This is a genomic window from Serratia sp. LTN-2, assembly GCF_059740205.1.
Map to the genome: position 1 here is coordinate 467,911 of NZ_JCAXDO010000001.1, position 23,011 is coordinate 490,921.

Genomic DNA, 23,011 nt, shown 5'->3' on the forward strand with positions numbered 1-23,011 from the left:
CATCATTGGTGGTTTGCGAACGGGATTTTTCGCCTTTATGACAACATTTTATACCGTAATCAGTTGGCTCATGGTGTTCGGCTACTGGCTGCTGATCGCCGGCGTGACGATGCGCATTTTGATGAAACGCCGTGCGGTTCCCTCCGCCATGGCCTGGCTGCTGGTTATCTATATTCTGCCGCTGTTCGGCATCGTAGCCTATTTATCCTTCGGCGAGCTGCACCTGGGCAAACGCCGGGCCGAGCGCGCCAAAGCCATGTGGCCGTCGACCGCACGCTGGCTGAAGGAATTGAAAGAGAGCCGCCGCATCTTCGCCACCGAGTATAGCGAGGTCGCCGAGCCGCTGTTCCAGCTGTGCAACCGCCGCCAGGGCATCGACGGCGTCAAGGGCAACCAGCTGCAGCTGCTCACCACCACCGACGACACGCTCAAAGCGTTGATCCGCGACATCGAACTGGCGCGCCACAACATCGAGATGGTGTTCTATATCTGGCAGCCCGGCGGCCTGGTCGATCAGGTGGCCGAATCGCTGATGGCCGCCGCCCGACGCGGCGTACACTGCCGCCTGATGCTGGACTCCGCCGGCAGCCTGCAATTCTTCCGCAGCCCCTACCCGGCGATGATGCGCAACGCCGGCATCGAAGTGGTCGAAGCGCTGAAGGTCAATCTGCTGCGCGTATTCCTGCGCCGCATGGATCTGCGCCAGCACCGCAAGGTGGTGCTGATCGACAACTACATCGCCTATACCGGCAGCATGAACATGGTCGACCCGCGTTACTTCAAGCAGGATGCGGGCGTCGGCCAATGGATCGATCTGATGGCGCGCATGGAAGGCCCGGTGGCCACCACCATGGGCATCGTCTATGCCTGCGACTGGGAAATTGAAACCGGCAAGCGCATTCTGCCGCCGCCGCCGGACGTCAACATCATGCCGTTCGAGCAGGAGAGCGGCCACACCATTCAGGTGATCGCCTCCGGCCCCGGCTTCCCCGAGGAGATGATCCACCAGGCGCTGTTGACCGCGGTCTATTCCGCGCGCGAGCAGCTGATCATGACCACGCCGTATTTCGTACCGAGCGACGATCTGCTGCACGCCATCTGCACCGCCGCCCTACGCGGCGTCGAGGTCAGCATCATCGTGCCACGCGACAACGATTCGATGATGGTGCGCTGGGCCAGCCGGGCGTTCTTCTCCGAGCTGCTGGAAGCCGGCGTGAAAATCTATCAGTTCGAAGGCGGCCTGCTGCATACCAAAAGCGTCCTGGTGGACGGCCAGCTCAGCCTGGTCGGCACCGTCAATCTGGATATGCGCAGCCTGTGGCTGAACTTCGAAATCACGCTGGTGATCGACGACGACGGCTTCGGCAGCGATCTGGCCTGCGTGCAGGAAGATTACATTGCCCGCTCCAAGCTGCTGAACGCTAAAGAGTGGTTGAAGCGGCCGTTCTGGCATCGCCTGGTCGAGCGCCTGTTCTACTTTTTCAGCCCGCTGCTGTAAAAGCCGCGGCGAGCGTGCTTTAATAGCGCCAAATCATTTGTTATCAGGATTTTTTTATGGATTTGAATAACCGCCTTACCGAAGACGAAACGCTGGAACAGGCCTACGATATCTTCCTCGAATTGGCCGGCGACAATCTGGATCCGGCGGATATTCTGCTGTTCAATCTGCAGTTTGAAGAGCGCGGCGGCGCCGAACTGTACGATCCCTCCGAAGACTGGAGCGAGCACGTGGATTACGACCTGAACCCGGACTTCTTCGCCGAAGTGGTGATCGGTCTGGCGGACAGCGACGGCGAGCCGATCAATGACGTGTTCGCTCGCGTGCTGATCTGCCGCGAGAAAGACCACAAGCTGTGCCACATTCTGTGGAAAGAGTGATTCGCCGCTGGCGTCTCGGATAAAAAAAGCCCCGCTCAGTCAGCGGGGCTTTTTGTTGCCGGCTAACGGCACATTACAGCGGGTCGACCTTCAGGCAGGAAACCGCGTGGCGGAAACTGCCCTCCAGCAGCGGACGCGTTTTGGCGCACTCCGGCCCGGCGATCGGGCAGCGGGTACGGAACACGCAGCCTGACGGCGGGTTGATCGGCGAAGGCAGTTCCCCTTCCAGCAGCTGGATCTGCTTTTCCTTCTCCTTGTCCGGATCCGGGATCGGCACCGCCGACATCAACGCCTTGGTGTAAGGGTGCTGCGGATTGTGGTACACCTCGTCATAGGTGCCCAGCTCCACCGCATGGCCCAGGTACATCACCAGCACGCGATCGGAAATGTGCTTCACCACCGCCAAATCGTGGGCGATAAAGATCAACGACAGGCCCATCTCGCGCTGCAGCTGCTGCAACAGGTTCACCACCTGCGCCTGAATCGACACGTCCAGCGCGGAGACCGGCTCGTCGCAGATCACCAGCTTCGGCTCGAGGATCAGCGCACGCGCGATGCCGATGCGCTGGCACTGGCCGCCGGAGAACTCGTGCGGATAACGGTTGATCAGGTTAGGCAGCAGGCCGACCTTCAGCATCATCGCCTTGACCTTGTCCTTCACTTCCTGACGCGGCATTTTCGGGTAGTAGGTGCGCAGCGGCTCGGCGATGATCTCGCCGATGGTCATGCGCGGGTTGAGCGAAGCCAGCGGATCCTGGAAGATCATCTGAATATCGCTGCGGGTTTTGCGCCAGTCGGCGTCGCTCATGCCCAGCAGATCTTTACCCAACCAGGCGACGCGCCCGCTGGTGGCCTTCACCAGGCCGATGATGGCGCGCGCGAAGGTGGATTTGCCGCAGCCGGATTCGCCGACCACGCCGAGGGTCTCGCCCTCGAACAGCCGCAGCGTAACGCCATCGACCGCCTTCAGGGTTTTCGGCGGTTGCCAGAACCACTGCTTGTCGTCATGAATGTCGAAGTGCACTTTCAGATCGGCCACTTCGAGCAGCACTTTCTTGTCGGTTACCGCTGTCATACCAACGCCTCCACCGGTTTAAAGCAGGCGCGCAGGCGCCCTTCCCCAAATTGCTCCAACGGCGGAGCGCTCGCGCACTGTTCCATGGCATGCGGGCAGCGCGGCTGGAACGGGCAGCCTTTCGGCAACCGCAGCAGGTTCGGCGGGTTGCCGGGAATGGTCAGCAACGCCTCGCCTTCAGCGTCGAGACGCGGCACCGCGTTCAACAGGCCGATAGAGTACGGGTGGCTCGGCTGGTAGAACACTTCACGCGCGCTGCCGTATTCCATGGTGCGGCCGGCGTACATCACCAGCACCTTGTTGCAGATGCCGGCCACCACGCCCAGATCGTGGGTAATCATGATGATGGCGGTGTTGAACTCACGCTTCAGCTCGTTCAGCAATGTCATAATCTGCGCCTGAACGGTCACGTCCAATGCGGTGGTCGGCTCGTCGGCGATCAGCAGCTTCGGCCGGCACAGCAGCGCCATGGCGATCATCACGCGCTGGCGCATGCCGCCGGAAAACTCGTGCGGGTACATGCGCATGCGCTTGCGCGCCTCCGGCATTTTCACCGCGTCGAGCATGCGCACCGACTCTTCGAAGGCTTCGCTTTTGCTCATTTTCTTATGCAGCATCAGCACTTCCATCAGCTGCTCGCCAACGCGCATATACGGGTTAAGCGAGGTCATAGGGTCCTGGAAGATCATCGAAATCTCTTCTGCCCGCAGCTTGTTGAGCTGATTTTCCGGCAGGTTGAGGATTTCGCGGCCGTTGAATTTGGCCAATCCGCCGATGCGGCCATTGCTGGCCAGCAGCCCCATCAGGGCGAACGCGGTCTGCGATTTGCCGGAACCGGATTCACCGACGATGCCCAGCGTTTCGCCGGCGCGCAGATCGAAGTTCAGATCGTTCACCGCCGTCACGTCGCCGTCCGGGGTCGTGAACGTGACGCGCAGATCTTTCACGTCCAGCAGCGGCGAGGTTTTGGCGCCGGCGCCGGTTTGCAGCTCAGGATGTTCAATGGTGCTCATGATTGCACTCCTTAACGATCTTTCGGGTCGAGGGCGTCACGCAGGCCATCGCCGATAAAGTTGAAACAGAACAGAGTGACAACCAGGAAACCCGCCGGGAACAGCAGCAACCACGGTGAAACTTCCATTGAGTTGGCGCCGTCGCTGAGCAAGGCGCCCCAGCTGCTGAGCGGCTCTTGCGTGCCCAGCCCCAGGAAGCTGAGGAAGGATTCGAACAGGATCATGCTCGGCACCAGCAGCGACGCATACACCACCACCACGCCGAGCACGTTCGGCACGATATGCCGCAGCACGATATTGCGCGTGGAGACGCCGCACACCAGCGCCGCTTCGATAAACTCCTTACGCTTCAAACCGAGGGTTTGGCCGCGCACGATACGCGCCATATCCAGCCACGACACCATGCCGATCGCCACGAAGATCAACAGGATATTTTGGCCAAAGAAGGTCACCAGCAGGATCACGAAGAACATGAACGGGAAGGAGTTGAGGATCTCCAGCAAGCGCATCATCACCGAATCGATCTTGCCGCCCAGATAGCCGGACATCGCGCCGTACAGGGTGCCGACGATCACCGCCACCAGCGCCGCTGCCACGCCGACCATCAGCGAGATGCGCCCGCCGATCGCCACGCGCACCAGCAGATCGCGCCCGGAGGAGTCGGTGCCGAAATAGTGCCCCGACTCGATGCTCGGCACCGCGGACATCATCGCCCAGTCGGTATCGTCATAGGCAAATTGCGACAGCATCGGCGCCAACACCACAAACAGCGTGATCAGCGCCAGTACGAACAGGCTGCTGACCGCCGCGCGGTTGTGCATAAAGCGCCGACGCGCGTCTTGCCACAGGCTGCGCCCTTCCACTTCCAGCTTCTCGCTGAAGTTTTCCAGAGCTTCGCTGTTCTTTTTAGTCAACATCATTCGCGTGCTCCAGATTAATAACGGATTTTCGGATCGATGACCGCATACAGCACATCGACGATCGCGTTGAACAGAATGGTCAGGGCGCCCACCAAAATGGTCAGGCTCAGCACCAGGGAGTAATCGCGGTTCAGCGCGCCGTTAACGAACAGCTGGCCGATCCCCGGCAAACCATAAATGGTTTCGATCACCATCGAACCGGTAATGATGCCGACGAAGGCCGGGCCCATGTAGGACAGCACCGGCAACAGCGCCGGCTTCAGCGCATGGCGGAAAATGATGCGGCGCATCGGCAAGCCTTTGGCGCGCGCGGTGCGAATGAAGTTGGAGTGCAGCACTTCGATCATCGAGCCGCGCGTGATACGGGCGATACTGGCGATATAGGCCAGCGACAGCGCCACCATCGGCAAGATGATGAACTTGGGCGCGCCGCCGTTCCAGCCACCGCCCGGCAGCCATTTCAGCGTGATGGCGAAGATCAGCACCAGCAGCGGCGCCACCACGAAACTGGGTATCACCACCCCGGTCATGGCGAACCCCATCACCGTATAGTCCCATTTGGTGTTCTGATTCAGTGCGGCGATAACGCCAGCGCTAACGCCCAGCACCACCGCCAGCAAAAATGCGGCCAGGCCGAGTTTGGCGGAAACCGGGAACGAGCTGGCGACCAGATCGTTGACCGAATAGTCCTTGTATTTAAAGGATGGGCCGAAGTCTCCCTGCGCAAGCTGCGCCAGATAATGACCGTACTGTTTCCAGATAGGATCGTTCAAATGATATTTGGCTTCGATATTGGCCATGACTTCCGGCGGCAAAGCGCGCTCCCCGGTAAAGGGGCTGCCGGGCGCCAGACGCATCATGAAGAATGAGATGGTGATAAGGATAAATAGTGTCGGGATCGCTTCCAACAAGCGACGAAGTATAAATTTAAGCATTGCCCTAACCCTGTGCGACAGCCTGATGACGGCTTATTATTCTCAACATGGGCCGGCGGCTGCGCCGCCGGCTCTTACCGTATCAATGCTTGATGATGTACAGGTTTTTGTCGTACACGTTATCAAGCGGGTCTTTGCCGGTGTAGCCACCGACGTAAGGTTTCACCAAACGGGCGTTCACGTAGTAATACAGCGGAACGATGGCGGAATCTTTATCCAGCTGAACTTCCGCTTTCTGATACAGATCGGCGCGCTCGTCTTTGGTCTTCGCGGTCAACACGTTCGCCATCAGCTTGTCGAACTCGGCGCTCTTGTAGTGCGGGGTGTTACTGCTGCTGTCGGACAGCATCATGTTCAGGAACGAGCTCGGCTCGTTGTAATCGGCACACCAGCCGGCGCGCGCCACGTCATAGGTACCCTGATGGCGGGTATCCAGGAAGGTTTTCCACTCCTGGTTCACCAGCTTCACGTCCACGCCCAGGTTTTTCTTCCAGATGGAGGCGGCGGCGATCGCCAGCTTCTTGTGCAAGTCGGAGGTGTTGTACAGCAGGGAGAAAGTCAGCGGTTTACCCGGGCCGTAGCCGGCGTCCGCCAGCAGTTTCTTCGCCACTTCGTTGCGTTTTTCCTGCGTCCAACCGAACCACTCTGGCGGGGTCAGCTTGGCGCCGTCGGTGTATGGCGGCGTAAAGCTGTAGGCCGGCAGATCGCCCTGGTTTTTCACCTTGTTGACGATAATGTCGCGGTCCATGCCCAGCTTCAGCGCTTCACGCACGCGCGCATCGGTGAACGGCGCCTTCTGGTTGTTGATTTCGTAGTAATAGGTGCACAGATAAGGATCGACGTGCACCTCTTTCGGGATCTCTTTCTTCAGCTTCTGGAACAGTTCGATCGGCATGTTGTTGTAGGTCATGTCGATTTCACCGGTGCGGTAGCGGTTAACGTCGGTCACTTCCGACGAAATAGGCAGGAACGTCACTTTATTGATGATGGTTTTGGCATTGTCCCAATATTCCGGGTTGCGCTCCAGCACGATGCGTTCGTTGACGATCCAGTCTTTCAGTTTATAGGCGCCGTTGCTGACGTAGTTGGCCGGCAGCGTCCACTTCTCGCCGAACTTCTCCACCGCGTCTTTATAAACCGGCTTCATGGCGTAGTGCGGGGTCATTTCAACCAGATAAGGCACCGGCTCGCTCAAGGTTACCTGGAAGGTGTGGTCGTCGATGGCCTTCACGCCCAGCGTCGATTTGTCTTTTTTGCCGGCGATGATGTCATCGACGTTTTCTACGTGAGCGTATTGCAGATAGCTGGCGTAAGGCGAAGCGGTTTTCGGATCGACCACGCGCTGCCAGCTGTAGACGAAATCTTGCGCCGTCACCGGCTTGCCGTTGGACCATTTGGCGTCTTTACGCAGGTGGAAGGTCCAGACTTTGAAATCCTTGTTATCCCAGCTTTCCGCAACCCCTGGCACGATAGAACCGTCCGGGCTGTTGTTCGCCAGGCCTTCCATCAGATCGCGGGTGACGTTATTTTCCGGCACGCCCTCGATTTTATGCGGATCCAGCGACTGCACTTCGGAACCGTTGTTTTTGACGATTTCTTGCTTGTCGGCCAGCTGCACGCCCGCAGGAACGTCAGCGGCGAAAGCGCCCGCGGTTGCTGTGATGCCCAGCGCGGCGATAACGCCGGCGGCAATGAGAGTTTTCTTCGTGATGTTGGTCATGCTTATCGACTCCAGTTTTTATTATCACAGGCTCTCCGTGGAGCCTGCGTTGCCCGTTAGCGGACTCTGTTTTCCCGCCGCCGCGGAACGAATGCGGCGGCCGGCCTTCCCCCATATTCCTCTGCGGTTCGACGCGAGGAATACCCCTTTTACTGCTTGATAATGTACAGATTCTTAACGTCGGTATAGTCCAGCGGATCTTTGCCGGTGAACCCGCCCACCGTCGGTTTGATCAATCGCGCACTGACGCGGTAATAAACCGGGATCAACGCGGAGTCTTTATCCAGCTGCGCTTCCGCCTGCTGGTAGAGCGCGGCGCGCGCAGCTTCATCCGGCGCCTTCAACGTCGCGGCCATGATGGCGTCGAACGCCGGGCTCTTATAAAACACGGTATTGATGCTGCTGTTGGACAACACCAGATTCAGGAAGGCGCTCGGTTCGTTGTAATCCCCGCACCAGGTGGCGCGCGCCACGTCGTATTGCCCCTGATGGCGGCTTTCCAGCGAGGTTTTCCACTCCTGATTGCGCAGCGTGACGTCGGCGCCGAGATTCTTCTTCCACATCGACGCGGCGGCGATCGCCTGCTGTTTGTTTTGATCGGAGGTGTTGTACAACAGCGAGAATTTCAGCGGTTTGGCGTCGCTGTAGCCCGCTTCCGCCAGCAGTTTTTTGGCTTCGGCATTGCGCTGTTCCTGGCTCCATCCGGCCCAGGCCGGCTGAGTGAAGTTGGCGCCTTCCGTGAAGGTCGGCGTGAAGCTGTAGGCCGGGATCTGCCCCTGGCCCATGATCTTGTTGGCGATGATGTCGCGATCCAGCGTCATTTTCACCGCCGCGCGCACGCGCGGATCGGTGAACGGCGCCCGCTGGTTATTGAGCTCGTAATAGAAGGTGCACAGATAAGGGTTAACGTGCAGCTGCTCGGGCACTTCGCGTTTCATTTTGACGTACAGATACGGCGGGATGGCGCTGTTGGTGATGTCGATCTCGCCGCTGCGGAAGCGGTTGACGTCGCTGACTTCCGAAGCGATCGGCAGGAAGGTCGCCTGATTGATCACCGTCTGCTTGTCATTCCAGTAGCTCGGGCTGCGCACCAGTACGATGCGTTCGTTCACCACCCACTCTTTCAGGCGGTAAGCGCCGTTGCCGACATAGTTGGCGGGCAGCGTCCATTTGTCGCCAAATTTCTCCACCACCGCGCGCTTGACCGGCTTGAGCGACGTGTGACTCAGCATGCTGATGAAATACGGCACCGGCTCGCTCAGGGTCACCTGCAGCGTCTGGTCGTCCAACGCCTTGACGCCGAGCGTCTGCGGGCTCTTTTTGCCGGTCAGGATGTCGTCGATATTCTCGACCTTGGTGTATTGCAGATAGCTGGCGTACGGCGAGGCGATTTTCGGATCGGCCAAACGCTGCCAGCTGTAGACGAAGTCTTGCGCGGTCACCGGGCTGCCGTCACTCCACACCGCGCCAGGGCGCAGGTGGAAGGTCCACTGCCGATAATCCTGATTTTCCCAGCGGGTCGCCGCCGCCGGCACCACATGCCCGTTGGCGTCGGTGCTCACCAGCCCTTCCAGCAGATTAAGAATGATATTGCTTTCCGGCACCCCCTCGACCTTATGCGGATCCAATGAAGCCACTTCGCTGCCGTTGTTAATCACAATATTCTGCTGCTGCGCCAATTGGACGCCGGCTGGAACCTCAGCCGCCAAACTGCTATTTACGGCGCCGACGCTCAACGCGCCGCTAATCAACAAGGTCAAAGAAGTGCGCTTCAGGGTTTGCTGCATAATCGAGGCTCCTTTTCACCGACAAGCATCGCTTATCGAAGTTTGTGAAGTGTTTATAAGAATTCTAAATAAACGGATACCAGCAAAAATCATTCCCGTTTTTGTGGCGCATTTCAGTTAATTGACCACGGGAAAGTTGCTCGGAAATTAGCAGAAGCCAAATTCCATAGCCAATAAATTTTACGAAAATGTTAAGCAATTCTCTTTTATCGCACCAAGCCTCGTCCGCCCCCTGAGATCGAGGCCGCGTGAAGGCAATCTCATAACTTTGATTTTAAAGATAAAAAAACAAAAATCATTTCATTTGAAACCGTTAGTGCAATCTCACCGCCACACAAAGAAACATTCAGTTAACAATCTGGCCATTCAAAGAACAAACACCTGCCAATGGGGCGGTTAATCACTAATAACACCTGGATGAAAGTGAGACAAGCCCCACAGAATGATGTGATTAATTTAACAACAGCTTGACCGTTGAACGGGGGCAAAAATGGCAGAAATGGGGAAGGAAAAGTGTTTGAAATAATGCTTAGCGTTTTTTTTGAGCAGCAACATGAGATTTATGCAACATAAGAGTGCAACGGCTTAAATTTTATTCACTCCATGCACTATAATAATGCGAACTAATAAATAATTTAAATTTTAAAATTAACTTTAGCCGCGCCAATAGGCGAGACGCGGCTAAACGCGGCTATCACAACAGACCGGGGAATATCGCCTTAATGCCGGTCACGATAAATTCGATTCCAAGCGCCATCAGCAACAGGCCCATGATACGGGTGATTACGTTAATGCCGGTCTGCCCCAGCAAGCGTACCAACAGCGGCGCGGCACGGAACAACAGCCAGCAACAAAATGCGAACAAAGCGATCGCCACCGTGAAGCCGAGCAGGCTTTGCCAGTTGTGATAGCGGGAACTCCAGACGATGGTGGAACTGATGGCCCCCGGCCCCGCCATCAGCGGCAGCGCTAACGGCACCACGCCGATGCTCTCGCGGATCGCGCTCTCCGATTTTTCCTGCTTGTTCTGTTTGTCTTCCCCCAGCTTGCCGCTGATCATCGACATGGCTATGGTCACCACCAGAATACCGCCGGCGATGCGAAACGAATCGATAGAGATGCCGAACATGCGCAAGATCCCTTCACCCAGGAACAACGACGTCCACAGAATGATGGCGACCGACAGGTTGGCGGTCAGGTTGGTTTTGTTGCGCCCGGCTTCCGCCTGGTAGCTGGTCATGCTGATAAACACCGGCAAAATGCCGACCGGGTTGACCAGCGCAAACAGACCGACAAAGAACTTGATAAAGCCGGAAAGATCCAACAGAGATTGGCCCACAGATGGCTCCGCATTAATCGCTATGAAAAGGTGTGCTGCCTATGCGCGCTAATGTAATGGAATTGGCGCGGGTAATCCATCCGGCCCGAGCAGCATTTTTGACTGTCAGCAAGTTATGAGACGAAACAAATGCCCTTTGTTAAAGTGATGTATGGCCTTTTGATTTTTTATGTTGAAAAAAGAGTCACCGCTCACAGTTATCAAGAATGATTCCCAACACCAGCAAGCTGAAAGGTGTCAGCTTGCACTTTTCATGATTTAGATCACAAATAAACTACCCAACAGTGGGTAAGCTCTTAGTCGTAGTCAGGGAGTAGAACAAAGTAGGTGGCCACATCGCCGGTTCCGTTCTCCTCACTGCCTGCCCCTCCGGTTGGCGTAGGGTAAAGCTCTTTAAGCAAATCAGCAGCATGCGAAGAAATAACGCGGGAATTCCCCGGTATTCGAATCACCGTTTATCCGCGTTATGACTATACTAGTGGCTCGCACGGCTTATTTACTGAAAGAGTTTAACATTATCAGGAGAGCATTATGGCTGTAACGAATGTCGCTGAACTGAACGAGCTTGTCGCACGTGTCAAAAAAGCCCAGCGCGAATATGCCAACTTCACTCAAGAGCAAGTGGACAAAATCTTCCGCGCTGCCGCCCTCGCCGCTGCTGATGCCCGTATCCCGTTGGCCAAAATGGCCGTGGAAGAATCCGGAATGGGTATCGTCGAAGACAAAGTGATCAAAAACCACTTCGCTTCCGAGTACATCTACAACGCCTATAAAGACGAAAAAACCTGTGGCATCCTGTCTGAAGATGACACTTTCGGTACCATCACCATCGCCGAGCCTATCGGTCTGATTTGCGGTATCGTCCCTACCACCAACCCAACTTCTACCGCGATCTTCAAAGCGCTGATCAGCCTCAAAACCCGCAACGGCATCATCTTCTCGCCACATCCGCGCGCGAAGAATGCCACCAACAAAGCCGCCGATATCGTGCTGCAGGCCGCTATCGCCGCCGGTGCGCCAAAAGACATCATCGGTTGGATCGATCAGCCTACCGTCGAGCTGTCCAACCAGCTGATGCACCACCCTGACATCAACCTGATCCTGGCCACCGGTGGCCCGGGCATGGTGAAAGCCGCCTACAGCTCAGGCAAACCGGCGATCGGCGTAGGTGCCGGTAATACGCCGGTGGTAGTAGACGAAACCGCAGACATCAAACGCGTGGTCGCCTCTATCCTGATGTCCAAAACCTTCGACAGCGGCGTCATCTGCGCCTCCGAGCAGTCGGTCATCGTCGTTGACTCCGTCTATGATGCGGTGCGCGAACGCTTCGCCTCTCACGGCGGCTACCTGCTGCAGGGTAAAGAGCTGAAAGCGGTGCAGGACATCATTTTGAAAAACGGCGGCCTGAACGCGGCCATCGTGGGTCAATCCGCACCGAAAATCGCCGAGATGGCAGGCATTAAAGTGCCGGCCAACACCAAGGTGCTGATCGGTGAAGTGAAGCTGGTCGACGAAACCGAACCTTTCGCGCATGAAAAACTGTCGCCTACCCTGGCGATGTACCGCGCCAAAGACTTCGAAGACGCGGTCTCCAAAGCCGAAAAACTGGTCGCCATGGGCGGTATCGGCCACACCTCCTGCCTGTACACCGACCAGGATAACCAAACGGCTCGCGTCGCCTACTTCGGCGATAAAATGAAAACGGCTCGCATCCTGATCAACACCCCGGCTTCTCAGGGCGGCATCGGCGACCTGTACAACTTTAAACTCGCGCCTTCGCTGACGCTGGGTTGCGGTTCCTGGGGTGGTAACTCCATCTCTGAAAACGTCGGACCTAAACACCTGATCAACAAGAAAACTGTAGCGAAGCGAGCAGAAAACATGTTGTGGCATAAACTTCCGAAATCGATCTACTTCCGCCGTGGCTCGCTGCCTATCGCGCTGGAAGAAGTGGCGACCGACGGGGCGAAACGCGCCTTCATCGTGACCGACCGTTTCCTGTTCAACAACGGCTATGCCGACCAGATCACCAAGGTTCTGAAGTCACACGGCATCGAAACCGAAGTGTTCTTCGAAGTAGAGGCCGATCCGACGCTGAGCATCGTGCGTAAAGGCGCCGAGCAGATGAACTCCTTCAAACCGGACGTCATCATCGCGCTGGGCGGCGGTTCGCCGATGGACGCCGCGAAAATCATGTGGGTGCTGTACGAACATCCTGAAACCCACTTCGAGGATCTGGCGCTGCGCTTCATGGACATCCGCAAGCGTATCTACAAATTCCCGAAAATGGGCGTGAAAGCGAAAATGATCGCCATCACCACCACGTCAGGTACCGGTTCAGAAGTCACACCGTTCGCGGTCGTGACCGACGACGCCACCGGACAGAAATACCCGCTGGCCGACTATGCGCTGACCCCGGACATGGCGATTGTCGACGCCAACCTGGTGATGAACATGCCGAAATCCCTGTGCGCCTTCGGTGGCCTGGATGCGGTGACCCACGCGCTGGAAGCTTACGTGTCGGTGCTGGCGAACGAATACTCCGACGGCCAGGCGCTGCAGGCGCTGAAACTGTTGAAAGAGTATCTGCCGGCCAGCTACAAAGAAGGCGCGAAAAACCCGGTTGCCCGTGAACGCGTGCACAACGCCGCCACCATCGCCGGTATCGCTTTCGCCAACGCCTTCCTCGGGGTTTGTCACTCCATGGCGCACAAACTGGGTTCGGAGTTCCACATTCCGCACGGCCTGGCCAACGCGATGCTGATTTCCAACGTCATTCGCTACAACGCGAACGACAACCCGACCAAGCAGACGGCCTTCAGCCAGTACGACCGCCCTCAGGCGCGCCGTCGCTACGCTGAAATCGCTGACCACCTCGGTCTGAGCGCACCGGGCGACCGCACCGCGCAGAAGATTGAGAAACTGCTGGCCTGGCTGGATGAGCTGAAAACAGAGTTGGGCATCCCAACCTCCATCCGTGAGGCGGGCGTGCAGGAAGCGGACTTCCTGGCGAAGGTCGACAAGCTGTCGGAAGACGCTTTCGACGACCAGTGCACCGGCGCCAACCCACGCTATCCGCTGATTGCCGAACTGAAGCAAATCATGCTGGATACCTTCTACGGCCGCGAATTCAGTGAAACGGTAGAAGAGGAAGCGGCAGCACCGGCAGCTGCCAAAGCTGCGGTAAAAAAGTCCAAGAAATAACGGTTCCGTGAACCGATGAAAAAACCCGCCGAACGGCGGGTTTTTTATTGCGCCTGACGCGCTGTTTTCTGACCCCGCCGCCAAAGCGCCTCAGCCGGCCCTGGCGACGTTTTCGGCCCTACTCCAGGGAGTGAATCGCCTCTTTATAATGCTTGCGGCAGACAGAGACATAGCTCTCGTTACCGCCAATCACCACTTGCTCGCCGGCGTGCATCGCCTTGCCATTCTCATCCAACCGCAACACCATATTGGCTTTGCGCCCGCAGTGGCAGATGGTTTTCAATTCCACCAGCTTATCGGCCCAGGCCAGTAAATATTGGCTGCCGATAAACAGTTCGCCGAGAAAATCGGTTCGCAAGCCGTAACACAATACGGGAATGTCCAGTTGATCCACCACGTCGCACAATTGTTCAACCTGTGCTTTAGTCAGGAACTGGCTTTCGTCCAGCAGCACGCAGTGCACCGGCTGCTGCTGATGCTCTTGCTGAATCATGGCGTACAACATCGAGTCATTGTTATAAAGCTGGGCCTGCGAGGATAAGCCGATGCGCGAACTGACTTTGCCCACGCCAAAGCGATGATCGATCTCCGCAGTGAACACCAGCGTGCGCATACCACGCTCTTGATAGTTATATGAAGACTGTAGCAGCGCGGTGGACTTGCCGGCATTCATCGCAGAGTAATAAAAATAAAGTTGAGCCATGGCCCCGCAACTCCGATGGTATAAGAAATATTCAAATGTTGATTAGGACGGCAAGTGTACCATAACCCGGCCCCGGGCTCAGCCCAAAGCGAGTGAATATTGCGTTCGCCGTAATAATGCGCTTTCAAGCGAAACATATCGTTCTGTCGGTACGTTCTTTTTACAGCTATTTACAGGATAATGTATGCCTGTCATCACTATTAATTCTTGCTAATGGTTATCGCACATTAATGCACAGCCGCCCTTTACCCACCGCAGGCGCGGCAGCCGTGACGGCGGCTCTGGCTATTATACTGCGGCCAATATCGGGCATTTAATCACCTTCACAAGCACCCCGACGTTTCCTGACGTGATCTTTACCAATATACCCCTATTGTTTACAATGTCTGCAGTGCCACGACGTGATTAAGCCCACAGAACTCATTGTAATATTGATATAAATTGCGGCGATAACTTATCGAGGAAAGCCTTGCGGCACGTATCTTTTAAAGCATGTCTGCTGAAATTTTGGCTTAAGCAAGATGAGGGTAATAGTTAACAGCCCTTCCTATTATTAGTCGTCCGGATCCGATTAACGGTTTCTTTAAAGGTAAATTTGAGTATTCATGTCAATTTGGCTATTGCAGAAAAGAAAAGAGCACTCTATTATTATCGAGACGCCCCCCACCAATATAATTTGAGACTAGGACAATGAGCGAAGCATTAAAGATTTTGAACAACATCCGCACTCTGCGCGCCCAGGCAAGAGAATGCACGCTGGAAACGCTGGAAGAAATGCTCGAGAAACTGGAAGTTGTTGTGAACGAACGTCGCGAAGAAGACAGCCAGGCTCAAGCAGAAATCGAAGAACGCACTCGTAAACTGCAGCAATACCGCGAAATGCTGATTGCTGACGGTATCGACCCGAATGAACTGCTGCAAACTATGGCTGCCAACAAGGCTGCTGGTAAAGCAAAACGCGCAGCACGCCCGGCTAAATACCAATATAAAGACGAAAACGGCGAACTGAAAACCTGGACCGGTCAAGGCCGTACTCCTGCGGTGATCAAGAAAGCTATCGAAGAGCAAGGTAAATCTCTGGACGATTTCCTGCTGTAATAGCGACGCAGTCCGTATCTGAAAGGCTCCCTTCGGGGGGCCTTTTCATTTTAAAGCTTATCGCTCGACTCCCGCTCTCTCTCGCCTTTTAGTAAATATCCTAATTCGCTTTTCCTTCGAGCATGAAATTTCGGTGAAAAAAAAGGGACCCTAAGGCCCCTTTATCGCATTTACACCCACGTTCAATTATTGAACCTGATAGAATGCCTTATACCAGTCAACGAAGCGCTTTACGCCCTCTTCAACACTGGTTTCCGGTTTAAAACCGATGTCACGATAAAGCTCTTCCGTATCCGCGCTGGTATCCATCACGTCGCCAGGTTGCATCGGCAGCATATTCTTACGGGCAGTCATCCCCAATGCCAGCTCCAATGCACGGATATATTCCATCAGTTTAACAGGCGTGTTATTGCCGATATTATAAACATGATACGGTGCGGAACTGGTCGCCGGCGATCCCTGTTCAACGGTCCATGACGGATCTGCCTGCGGAATAACCGCCTGCAGCCGTACAATCGCCTCGGCGATATCATCGATGTAAGTAAAGTCACGGTGCATTTCACCGTGGTTATATACATCGATGCTCTCCCCCGCCAATATGGCCTTGGTAAACTTGAACAGCGCCATATCCGGACGCCCCCAAGGACCATATACGGTAAAGAAGCGCAGTCCGGTCGTCGGGAGACCGTATAAATGGGAGTAACTGTGCGACATCAGCTCATTGGCCTTTTTAGTTGCCGCATACAGTGACACCGGATGATCAACCGAATCTTCGGTTGCAAACGGCAGCTTGCGATTCAGGCCATATACCGAACTGGAAGAGGCATAGAGCAAATGCTCAACTTTATTATGACGGCAACCTTCCAGAACGTTTAAATGGCCGATCAGGTTAGCATCCGCATAAGCCAACGGATTGACCAACGAATAACGCACGCCGGCCTGAGCTCCCAAATGAATGACTCGTTGGAACTGATGCTCGGCAAACAATGCCGCCATACCTTCACGATCGGCCAAATCCAGCTTAATAAAGCGGAATCCCGGCTTATCCGCCAGTCTGTCCAGACGGGCCATTTTCAGGCCCACGTCATAATAGTCGTTCAGGTTATCAATGCCGACAACCTGATGACCGGCGGTCAACAAACGCTCTGCAACGTGATAGCCAATAAACCCTGCGGCGCCTGTAACCAGGAATTTCATGCCCACTCCTTAAATAACCGGTTTAATCGAGGCGCCGCGGCCAATCGCGTAGTAGGTAAAGCCGCGATTTTCCAAACGTTCCGGATCGTACAGGTTACGTCCATCGAAGATCACCGGCTGCTTCAGTTCACTTTTGATCACGTCGAAGTCCGGTGCGCGGAAGTTCTGCCATTCGGTACAGATCACCAGAGCATCGGCGCCGTGCAGCGCAGCCTCTTTGGTACCCATCAGCTTCAAGTCATCACGCTGGCCATAGATGCGTTGGACTTCGTTCATCGCTTCCGGATCGTAAGCCTGAACGGTGGCGCCGGCGGCCCACAGTTGCTCCATCAGCACGCGGCTGGAGGCTTCACGCATGTCATCGGTATTCGGCTTGAACGCCAGGCCCCACAGCGCGAAGGTTTTGCCCTTCAGATCGCTGCCGAAGTAGTCTTTGATAAAGCTGTTCAGCTTGTCTTTCTGTTGGTAGTTGACCTGCTCAACCGCCTGCAGCAGCTTCGGTTGGTAACCGATCTGCTCCGCCGTGCGGATCAGCGCCTGCACGTCTTTCGGGAAGCACGAGCCGCCGTAACCGCAGCCAGGGTAGATGAAGTGATAACCGATGCGAGAGTCGGAACCGATGCCCTGACGCACTTTTTCGATATCTGCGCCCAGCATTTCCGCCAGATTGGACATTTCGTTCATAAAGCTGATTTTAGTCGCCAGCATGCAGTTAGCGGCGTATTTGGTCAGCTCCGCGCTGCGGATATCCATCATGATCATGCGATCGTGATTGCGGTTAAACGGTTCGTACAGCTCGCGAATAGGTTCGATCACATCTTTATTATCGGTGCCGATGACGATGCGCTCAGGACGCATGCAGTCTGCCACCGCCGCGCCTTCCTTCAGGAATTCCGGGTTAGACACCACGTCGAACGGCACATTGCTGCCGCGCTTCGCCAGCGTTTCCGCCATCACCTGGCGCACCTTGTCCGCCGTACCGACCGGTACGGTGGATTTGTCGATCACCACTTTGCGATCGGTCATGTGCTCGGCAATGGTGCGAGCCACCGCAGTGACATATTTCAGGTCGGCGGAACCGTCTTCATCCGGCGGCGTACCGACGGCGATGAACTGGATATTCCCGTGCGCCACGCCCGCTTTGGCATCGGTGGTGAAATGCAGGCGGCCGGCCTCATAGTTTTGCTGCACCAGCGGGGTCAGGCCCGGTTCAAAAATCGGGATATTACCTTTTTTCAGGTTTTCGACTTTTCGTTCGTCGACGTCGATGCACATCACGTCATGGCCGACTTCAGCCAGCACGGCGGCCTGCACCAGACCCACATAGCCAATACCAAAAACTGTTACTTTCATGTGAAAATCCTAGTTTTTCAAATTAAGACGAAAGATCATTCAATTACTTCTTGTCAGCGGCAACAACCTGTTGCAGCCACTGAGAAAATTCTTTGCCCAGGCTGGCATGACGCATGCCGTATTCTACAAACGCCTGCATATAACCCAGCTTGTTGCCGCAGTCATGGCTCACGCCTTTCAGGTGATACGCTTCCACCGTTTCCTGCTGCATCAACATTTCGATGCTGTCAGTCAGCTGAATTTCATCGCCGGCGCCCGGAGGCGTTTTCGCCAGCAGCGGCCAAATATCGGCGGACAGCACGTAACGACCGACGATCGCCAGGTTGGAAGGCGCTTTATCCGGCGACGGCTTCTCGACCACGCTGACCATCGGCGCGCTTTCACCAGGCTGCAGATCGACGCCCTTGCAGTCGGCTACGCCGTAGTTTCCGACATCCTTATGCGGCACGGGTTCAACCATGATCTGGCTGACGCCGGTGGTTTCGAAGCGCTGCAACATCTCGCGCAGATTGTCTTTTTTCGGATCGGCGCTGTATTCGTCAAGGATCACGTCCGGCAACACCACGGCGACCGGCTCATCGCCCACCATCGGGTAAGCGCACATGATTGCGTGCCCCAAACCTTTCGCGTTCCCCTGGCGGACTTGCATCACGGTAACGCCTTTCGGGCAGATCGACTGCACTTCATCCAGCAATTGGCGCTTGACGCGTTTTTCCAGCATCGCTTCCAGCTCGAAACTGGTATCAAAATGGTTTTCGATCGAGTTCTTGGAGGAGTGAGTGACCAGCACAATCTCGTTAATCCCTGCCGCAATGCACTCATTGACGACGTATTGGATCAGCGGTTTATCAACCAGCGGCAACATTTCTTTTGGAATGGCTTTGGTGGCTGGCAACATCCGCGTACCCAAGCCTGCAACCGGGATCACGGCTTTTCTGACTTTGCGATTTACAGCAGGCATTATTTCCTCTCTTAAAGCTAAAGCGCTCATTTTATGAGCTTGGGCTCGATATAAAAAAACCTTCGGAGTATACCAGCTTATGCGCGCCGAGCATTAGCCAGAACACAAATAGAAAACATTTAGGACTATTACCCGCTCTGATAATCGGGGGAATAAATAAACGGTTTAATTACCGATAAGTGAATAGCTTAAGATCTCGCCACTCGGCACCGATTATTCAGCGCTGAGCATCAGCCGCAATCGGCCCCCGCTCCCCCATACCTGACATTGCCAGGCAGTACAGCGTTGGCTGATCTGATTCATGTAGGTGGCGCCCAGCGTACCCAGCGGCACGCCGTTGCTCAGCTGAATTTGATTGTCGCCGGTATTGACGTTGGCGTGCAGCCCGGCGGAAACCAGAATCAGGTTTTTATTTTCGGCGTGATAATATCCCAGCAACAGGGGGAATTGCCCCTCCAATTTCCCCTGTCGCAATAATTGATTAACCTGCTTTAACAATGCCGACATTTGCGGCAAGCGATGTTGTTGATTAGCCAGATGGTCTTGCAGCAATCCATTAAATAATGCGCGCAACAGCAACGCCGCCAATACGCCATTATCGCCGGCGCGGGTGACGTCCAGACAATAGAACGCCAGATCCTTTTCTGACAGCGCTGCGATATCCAATACCAGGCCAGGATTCTCTCCCGTGGTCAACTGCCGATAATTGATCCGGCAATGCGCAATGGTCTGTTGTACCGGCGGCTGCAGCTGTTTAAGCAATTTAATCGCTTCGGAAGGATTTTTGCTCAACGCATCCCAATCTTGAAACAGCTCGACCTCTTCAATGGCTTGGGAGGTGAACATATTGGGATATAAACACGCCAACACCGCTTCACGCAGGCGATTCAGATCGGTCAGCGGCTTCAGCAACACATCCTGCACGCCCAGCCGCAATACCTTGGCGATGTCAGCCATCTTGTCGGTGGCCGAGATCACCAGCACCGGGATCTGCCCCCCCTGCAGACGCAGGTGCTCGACAAATTCAATGCCGCCCATTTCCGGCATCGCGAGATCGCACAGAATCAGATCCGGCTTGAAATCATCCACGGCACTCAGCGCCTGCAAACCGTTGGTCGCTTCGCCGGTTTCTGCGCCCAGCGAGGTCAAGTACCCGACCAGCACGGAACGAAAAACCTGTTCGTCCTCCACGATCAAGATGCGCTTGTGAGTGAGTGGTAATGCCATCAGCCGAGCCTCGTCCCTTTCCATAGTGTAATAGTGGCTCAAAAAGGTCACTTATGCTCGTCTGAAACAGACCGACCGTGCATTGCCAACCGAGAACCGATAATTATCTATTTTTTATCAACGGCAACAACCGATCCAGTTGTTTTTCCACCGCCAGCAGTCCCGCCTCGATCGCCTCTTCGGCGCGATGGAAATCCAACGTCGAAATCTGCGGACAGAAAGGTTGGATCAAGACGTCCGGCGGATCGCTCGCCATCCGCGTGCGTTTCAAACGATTTTCCAACATTTGAATCGACGTGCCCATAATCTCCATCGCCGTCGGCGCCGTCGTCGGTTTGCGCTGCCGCATTCTGCCAACCCGCTCTCGCAGACGCCCGCGCCAATTGCCTACGGGGGCATCATCCGCACTTTGGTCCTCACCGCGTACCGAGAACAGATCCTGCTGCATCAGATGCGCGTCATGCTGCAGATCGACAGCGATGACGATGTCGGCGCCGAGCGCCCGGCAGAGCGACACCGGTACCGGATTCACCACCGCGCCATCCACCAGCCAATAGCCGTCGGCCCACACCGGCGCCAACAGGCCGGGCATGCTGCAAGAAGCGCGCACCGCCTGATGAATATCGCCCTCGGTCAGCCACAGTTCGCGGCCGGTGCTGAGGTTGGTCGTCACGGCGCCGAACTTCAGCGCACACTCGGCGATGTCATTGATCTTCAACAGCTGCCCGACGGCATTAAATACGCGTTCGCCGCGCAGCAAACCGCCGCGCTGCCAGGAAAAATCCATCAACCGGATCACGTCCCAATAGCTGAACGACCGCACCCACTGCTCCATCGCCGGCAAACGATGGCTGGCGAATGCCGCGCCCACCAGCGCACCGACAGAGCAACCCGCAACGATATCGACCTCAATCCCCAGTTTCTTTAACGCATTAATCACGCCGATGTGGGCCCAGCCTTTGGCCGAGCCTGCCCCCAGCGCCAGTCCGATCTTGATTTGCCGCATAGCGCCATCCTCTCGGTAAAGGGTTGCCTCTGCTTTCAGGGTAGATTGTCACCAACGAATATTGTTAGGTAACATATGCGCTAAATTCATTTTCTGCCTCGTCTTTCAGGAGTTATTTTGCCCGAATCATGCCCATGCGGCAGCGGACTGACCTACAACGCGTGCTGCGCCCCTTTTATCAATGGCAGCCAGCCGGCGCCGACCCCGGGTCAGCTGATGCGTTCACGCTTCACCGCCTACGTTAATCATAACGTCGACTATCTGATCGCCACCTGGCACCCCGATTGCGGCGCCGAAGCGTGGCGCAATGCCATCGTCGACAGTTTTAAAAACACCGAATGGCTGGGCCTGACGATCGTGGAAGAGAAAGCCGGCCATGAAGCGGATGAGGGCTTCGTCGAATTCATCGCCCGTTTTACCGACGGTGACAGCGGTACCCCTAAGGCGATGCATGAGCGCTCACGCTTCCTTCGCCGCGATCAACGTTGGTATTATATCGACGGTACCCAACCCCAGCCCGGCAGAAATGCAATTTGCCCCTGCGGCTCTGGGAAAAAATATAAGAAGTGCTGCGGGCGCTAGCCGGCCGGCGCTTCACGTTTATGCCTACGCAGACAGGCCATTCAGTTCAGACAGGATCCCCAAGCTCATGCCACACCAAAATGTACAACGGAAAGTGTTACGCACCATCTGCCCGGACGCCAAAGGGCTGATCGCCAAGATCACCAACATTTGTTACAAGCACGAACTCAATATCGTCCAGAACAATGAGTTCGTCGATCACCGCACCGGGCGTTTCTTCATGCGCACCGAGCTGGAAGGCATTTTCAACGACAACACGCTGCTGGCCGATCTGGACAGCGCGCTGCCGGAAGGTTCACTGCGCGAGCTGCACAGCACCGGACGCCGGCGCATCGTGGTGCTGGTCACCAAAGAGGCTCACTGCCTGGGCGATCTGTTGATGAAAAGCGCCTATGGCGGTCTCGACGTTGAAATCGCCGCCGTGATCGGCAACCACGACACCTTGCAATCGCTGGTGGAGCGTTTCGACATTCCTTTCCACCTGGTGAGCCACGAAGGCCTGACGCGCGAACAGCACGACCGCGAAATGACGGCCAGGATCGATCAATATCAGCCGGATTATGTAGTGCTGGCCAAATATATGCGCGTACTGACGCCGGCCTTCGTACAACATTATCCGAATCAGGTGATCAACATTCACCATTCGTTCCTGCCGGCGTTTATCGGCGCGCGTCCTTATCACCAGGCCTACGAGCGCGGCGTGAAAATCATCGGCGCCACCGCCCACTACGTTAACGACAATCTCGACGAAGGCCCAATCATCATGCAGGACGTGATCCACGTCGATCACACCTACTCCGCCGAGGATATGATGCGCGCCGGCCGCGACGTCGAGAAAAATGTGCTCAGCCGCGCGCTGTACCAGGTACTGGCGCAGCGTGTCTTCGTCTACGGCAATCGCACCGTTATTCTGTAATCGCTCAATAAATCGGTGCATTTCGTTCAGGGATGCACCGCCAAGAATAAAAAAACGGCAAACGATTCATTTTCTGCATTTCAATGCTTTACACATC

Annotated in this window: 19 protein-coding genes; 6 read left to right on the top strand and 13 right to left on the bottom strand. The window is 55.7% G+C overall.

The genetic code is table 11. The annotated features are described in order from the left end of the window. The first annotated feature begins 37 nt into the window (after positions 1–37). On the top strand, positions 38–1,498 hold the full coding sequence (cls, locus tag AC6BYQ_RS02110) for a cardiolipin synthase (RefSeq protein ID WP_025159793.1): 1,461 nt from the start codon (positions 38–40) through the stop codon (positions 1,496–1,498). Positions 1,499–1,554: 56 nt separating this feature from the next. Then, positions 1,555–1,878, top strand: a complete 324-nt coding sequence (locus tag AC6BYQ_RS02115; RefSeq protein WP_004932139.1) for an HI1450 family dsDNA-mimic protein — start codon at positions 1,555–1,557, stop codon at positions 1,876–1,878. Positions 1,879–1,951: 73 nt separating this feature from the next. On the opposite strand, the gene oppF is transcribed toward AC6BYQ_RS02115, so the two are convergent. The 7 genes from oppF to AC6BYQ_RS02150 form a co-directional block, all read right to left on the bottom strand. Further along, positions 1,952–2,953, bottom strand: a complete 1,002-nt coding sequence (gene oppF / locus AC6BYQ_RS02120) for a murein tripeptide/oligopeptide ABC transporter ATP binding protein OppF (RefSeq protein ID WP_019452737.1) — start codon at positions 2,951–2,953, stop codon at positions 1,952–1,954. Further along, positions 2,950–3,966, bottom strand: coding sequence for an ABC transporter ATP-binding protein (locus tag AC6BYQ_RS02125; RefSeq protein ID WP_498056222.1), 1,017 nt, complete (start codon positions 3,964–3,966; stop codon positions 2,950–2,952). Before AC6BYQ_RS02125 ends, oppF begins: the two co-directional genes overlap by 4 nt. Before the next feature lie 11 nt (positions 3,967–3,977). After that, a complete protein-coding gene (gene oppC / locus AC6BYQ_RS02130) occupies positions 3,978–4,886 on the bottom strand; it encodes an oligopeptide ABC transporter permease OppC (protein WP_498056223.1) in 909 nt (302 codons plus the stop codon). A gap of 14 nt (positions 4,887–4,900) precedes the next feature. After that, positions 4,901–5,821, bottom strand: coding sequence for an oligopeptide ABC transporter permease OppB (oppB, locus tag AC6BYQ_RS02135; RefSeq protein WP_004932150.1), 921 nt, complete (start codon positions 5,819–5,821; stop codon positions 4,901–4,903). An 82-nt stretch (positions 5,822–5,903) separates the two neighbouring features. Then, positions 5,904–7,541, bottom strand: coding sequence for an oligopeptide ABC transporter substrate-binding protein OppA (gene oppA, locus AC6BYQ_RS02140; protein WP_019452741.1), 1,638 nt, complete (start codon positions 7,539–7,541; stop codon positions 5,904–5,906). Positions 7,542–7,690: 149 nt separating this feature from the next. Then, positions 7,691–9,328, bottom strand: coding sequence for an ABC transporter substrate-binding protein (locus tag AC6BYQ_RS02145; RefSeq protein ID WP_154746315.1), 1,638 nt, complete (start codon positions 9,326–9,328; stop codon positions 7,691–7,693). 694 nt (positions 9,329–10,022) lie between these two features. After that, entirely contained in the window at positions 10,023–10,667 is a 645-nt protein-coding gene (locus tag AC6BYQ_RS02150; RefSeq protein WP_015378089.1) for a YchE family NAAT transporter, read from the bottom strand. Positions 10,668–11,198: 531 nt separating this feature from the next. Between AC6BYQ_RS02150 and adhE the strand changes: the two genes are divergently transcribed. After that, positions 11,199–13,871 carry a bifunctional acetaldehyde-CoA/alcohol dehydrogenase gene (gene adhE / locus AC6BYQ_RS02155; protein ID WP_019452743.1) on the top strand — a complete coding sequence of 891 codons (2,673 nt, stop codon included), beginning with the start codon at positions 11,199–11,201 and terminating at the stop codon, positions 13,869–13,871. A gap of 118 nt (positions 13,872–13,989) precedes the next feature. Here the strand turns inward: adhE and AC6BYQ_RS02160 are convergent, their stop codons facing one another. Then, positions 13,990–14,574 carry a thymidine kinase gene (locus tag AC6BYQ_RS02160; protein ID WP_063918455.1) on the bottom strand — a complete coding sequence of 195 codons (585 nt, stop codon included), beginning with the start codon at positions 14,572–14,574 and terminating at the stop codon, positions 13,990–13,992. Between the two features lie 690 nt (positions 14,575–15,264). Here AC6BYQ_RS02160 and hns point away from each other — a divergent pair. Continuing rightward, positions 15,265–15,672, top strand: a complete 408-nt coding sequence (hns, locus tag AC6BYQ_RS02165) for a histone-like nucleoid-structuring protein H-NS (RefSeq protein WP_004932170.1) — start codon at positions 15,265–15,267, stop codon at positions 15,670–15,672. Positions 15,673–15,858: 186 nt separating this feature from the next. Here hns and AC6BYQ_RS02170 read toward each other — a convergent pair whose 3' ends face one another. The 5 genes from AC6BYQ_RS02170 to rssA form a co-directional block, all read right to left on the bottom strand. Next, a complete protein-coding gene (locus AC6BYQ_RS02170) occupies positions 15,859–16,869 on the bottom strand; it encodes an NAD-dependent epimerase (protein WP_498056224.1) in 1,011 nt (336 codons plus the stop codon). A 9-nt stretch (positions 16,870–16,878) separates the two neighbouring features. Further along, entirely contained in the window at positions 16,879–18,222 is a 1,344-nt protein-coding gene (locus AC6BYQ_RS02175; protein ID WP_025159795.1) for a UDP-glucose dehydrogenase family protein, read from the bottom strand. Positions 18,223–18,265: 43 nt separating this feature from the next. Beyond that, positions 18,266–19,183, bottom strand: coding sequence for a UTP--glucose-1-phosphate uridylyltransferase GalU (galU, locus tag AC6BYQ_RS02180; RefSeq protein WP_154746317.1), 918 nt, complete (start codon positions 19,181–19,183; stop codon positions 18,266–18,268). A gap of 213 nt (positions 19,184–19,396) precedes the next feature. Continuing rightward, a complete protein-coding gene (gene rssB / locus AC6BYQ_RS02185; protein ID WP_154746318.1) occupies positions 19,397–20,410 on the bottom strand; it encodes a two-component system response regulator RssB in 1,014 nt (337 codons plus the stop codon). Positions 20,411–20,513: 103 nt separating this feature from the next. Beyond that, positions 20,514–21,416: a patatin-like phospholipase RssA gene (rssA, locus tag AC6BYQ_RS02190; RefSeq protein ID WP_432525093.1), complete on the bottom strand. Its 903-nt coding sequence runs from the start codon at positions 21,414–21,416 to the stop codon at positions 20,514–20,516. Between the two features lie 117 nt (positions 21,417–21,533). On the opposite strand from rssA, the gene AC6BYQ_RS02195 reads away from it, so the two are divergent. Both AC6BYQ_RS02195 and purU read left to right on the top strand, forming a co-directional pair. Next, positions 21,534–21,998, top strand: coding sequence for a YchJ family protein (locus AC6BYQ_RS02195; RefSeq protein WP_074054044.1), 465 nt, complete (start codon positions 21,534–21,536; stop codon positions 21,996–21,998). A gap of 67 nt (positions 21,999–22,065) precedes the next feature. Further along, entirely contained in the window at positions 22,066–22,914 is an 849-nt protein-coding gene (purU, locus tag AC6BYQ_RS02200) for a formyltetrahydrofolate deformylase (protein ID WP_019452751.1), read from the top strand. Positions 22,915–23,011: the final 97 nt, after the last annotated feature.

Excerpts from the sequence above, each read along its gene's own strand:
- oppF (WP_019452737.1), bottom strand. The coding sequence starts at position 2,953 with ATGACAGCGGTAACCGACAAGAAAGTGCTGCTCGAAGTGGCCGATCTG.
- AC6BYQ_RS02170 (WP_498056224.1), bottom strand. The coding sequence starts at position 16,869 with ATGAAATTCCTGGTTACAGGCGCCGCAGGGTTTATTGGCTATCACGTT.
- purU (WP_019452751.1), top strand. The coding sequence starts at position 22,066 with ATGCCACACCAAAATGTACAACGGAAAGTGTTACGCACCATCTGCCCG.
- rssA (WP_432525093.1), bottom strand. The coding sequence starts at position 21,416 with ATGCGGCAAATCAAGATCGGACTGGCGCTGGGGGCAGGCTCGGCCAAA.
- galU (WP_154746317.1), bottom strand. The coding sequence starts at position 19,183 with ATGCCTGCTGTAAATCGCAAAGTCAGAAAAGCCGTGATCCCGGTTGCA.
- adhE (WP_019452743.1), top strand. The coding sequence starts at position 11,199 with ATGGCTGTAACGAATGTCGCTGAACTGAACGAGCTTGTCGCACGTGTC.
- AC6BYQ_RS02115 (WP_004932139.1), top strand. The coding sequence starts at position 1,555 with ATGGATTTGAATAACCGCCTTACCGAAGACGAAACGCTGGAACAGGCC.
- oppB (WP_004932150.1), bottom strand. The coding sequence starts at position 5,821 with ATGCTTAAATTTATACTTCGTCGCTTGTTGGAAGCGATCCCGACACTA.
- cls (WP_025159793.1), top strand. The coding sequence starts at position 38 with ATGACAACATTTTATACCGTAATCAGTTGGCTCATGGTGTTCGGCTAC.
- AC6BYQ_RS02125 (WP_498056222.1), bottom strand. The coding sequence starts at position 3,966 with ATGAGCACCATTGAACATCCTGAGCTGCAAACCGGCGCCGGCGCCAAA.
- oppC (WP_498056223.1), bottom strand. The coding sequence starts at position 4,886 with ATGATGTTGACTAAAAAGAACAGCGAAGCTCTGGAAAACTTCAGCGAG.
- AC6BYQ_RS02175 (WP_025159795.1), bottom strand. The coding sequence starts at position 18,222 with ATGAAAGTAACAGTTTTTGGTATTGGCTATGTGGGTCTGGTGCAGGCC.
- rssB (WP_154746318.1), bottom strand. The coding sequence starts at position 20,410 with ATGGCATTACCACTCACTCACAAGCGCATCTTGATCGTGGAGGACGAA.
- AC6BYQ_RS02145 (WP_154746315.1), bottom strand. The coding sequence starts at position 9,328 with ATGCAGCAAACCCTGAAGCGCACTTCTTTGACCTTGTTGATTAGCGGC.
- hns (WP_004932170.1), top strand. The coding sequence starts at position 15,265 with ATGAGCGAAGCATTAAAGATTTTGAACAACATCCGCACTCTGCGCGCC.
- AC6BYQ_RS02160 (WP_063918455.1), bottom strand. The coding sequence starts at position 14,574 with ATGGCTCAACTTTATTTTTATTACTCTGCGATGAATGCCGGCAAGTCC.
- oppA (WP_019452741.1), bottom strand. The coding sequence starts at position 7,541 with ATGACCAACATCACGAAGAAAACTCTCATTGCCGCCGGCGTTATCGCC.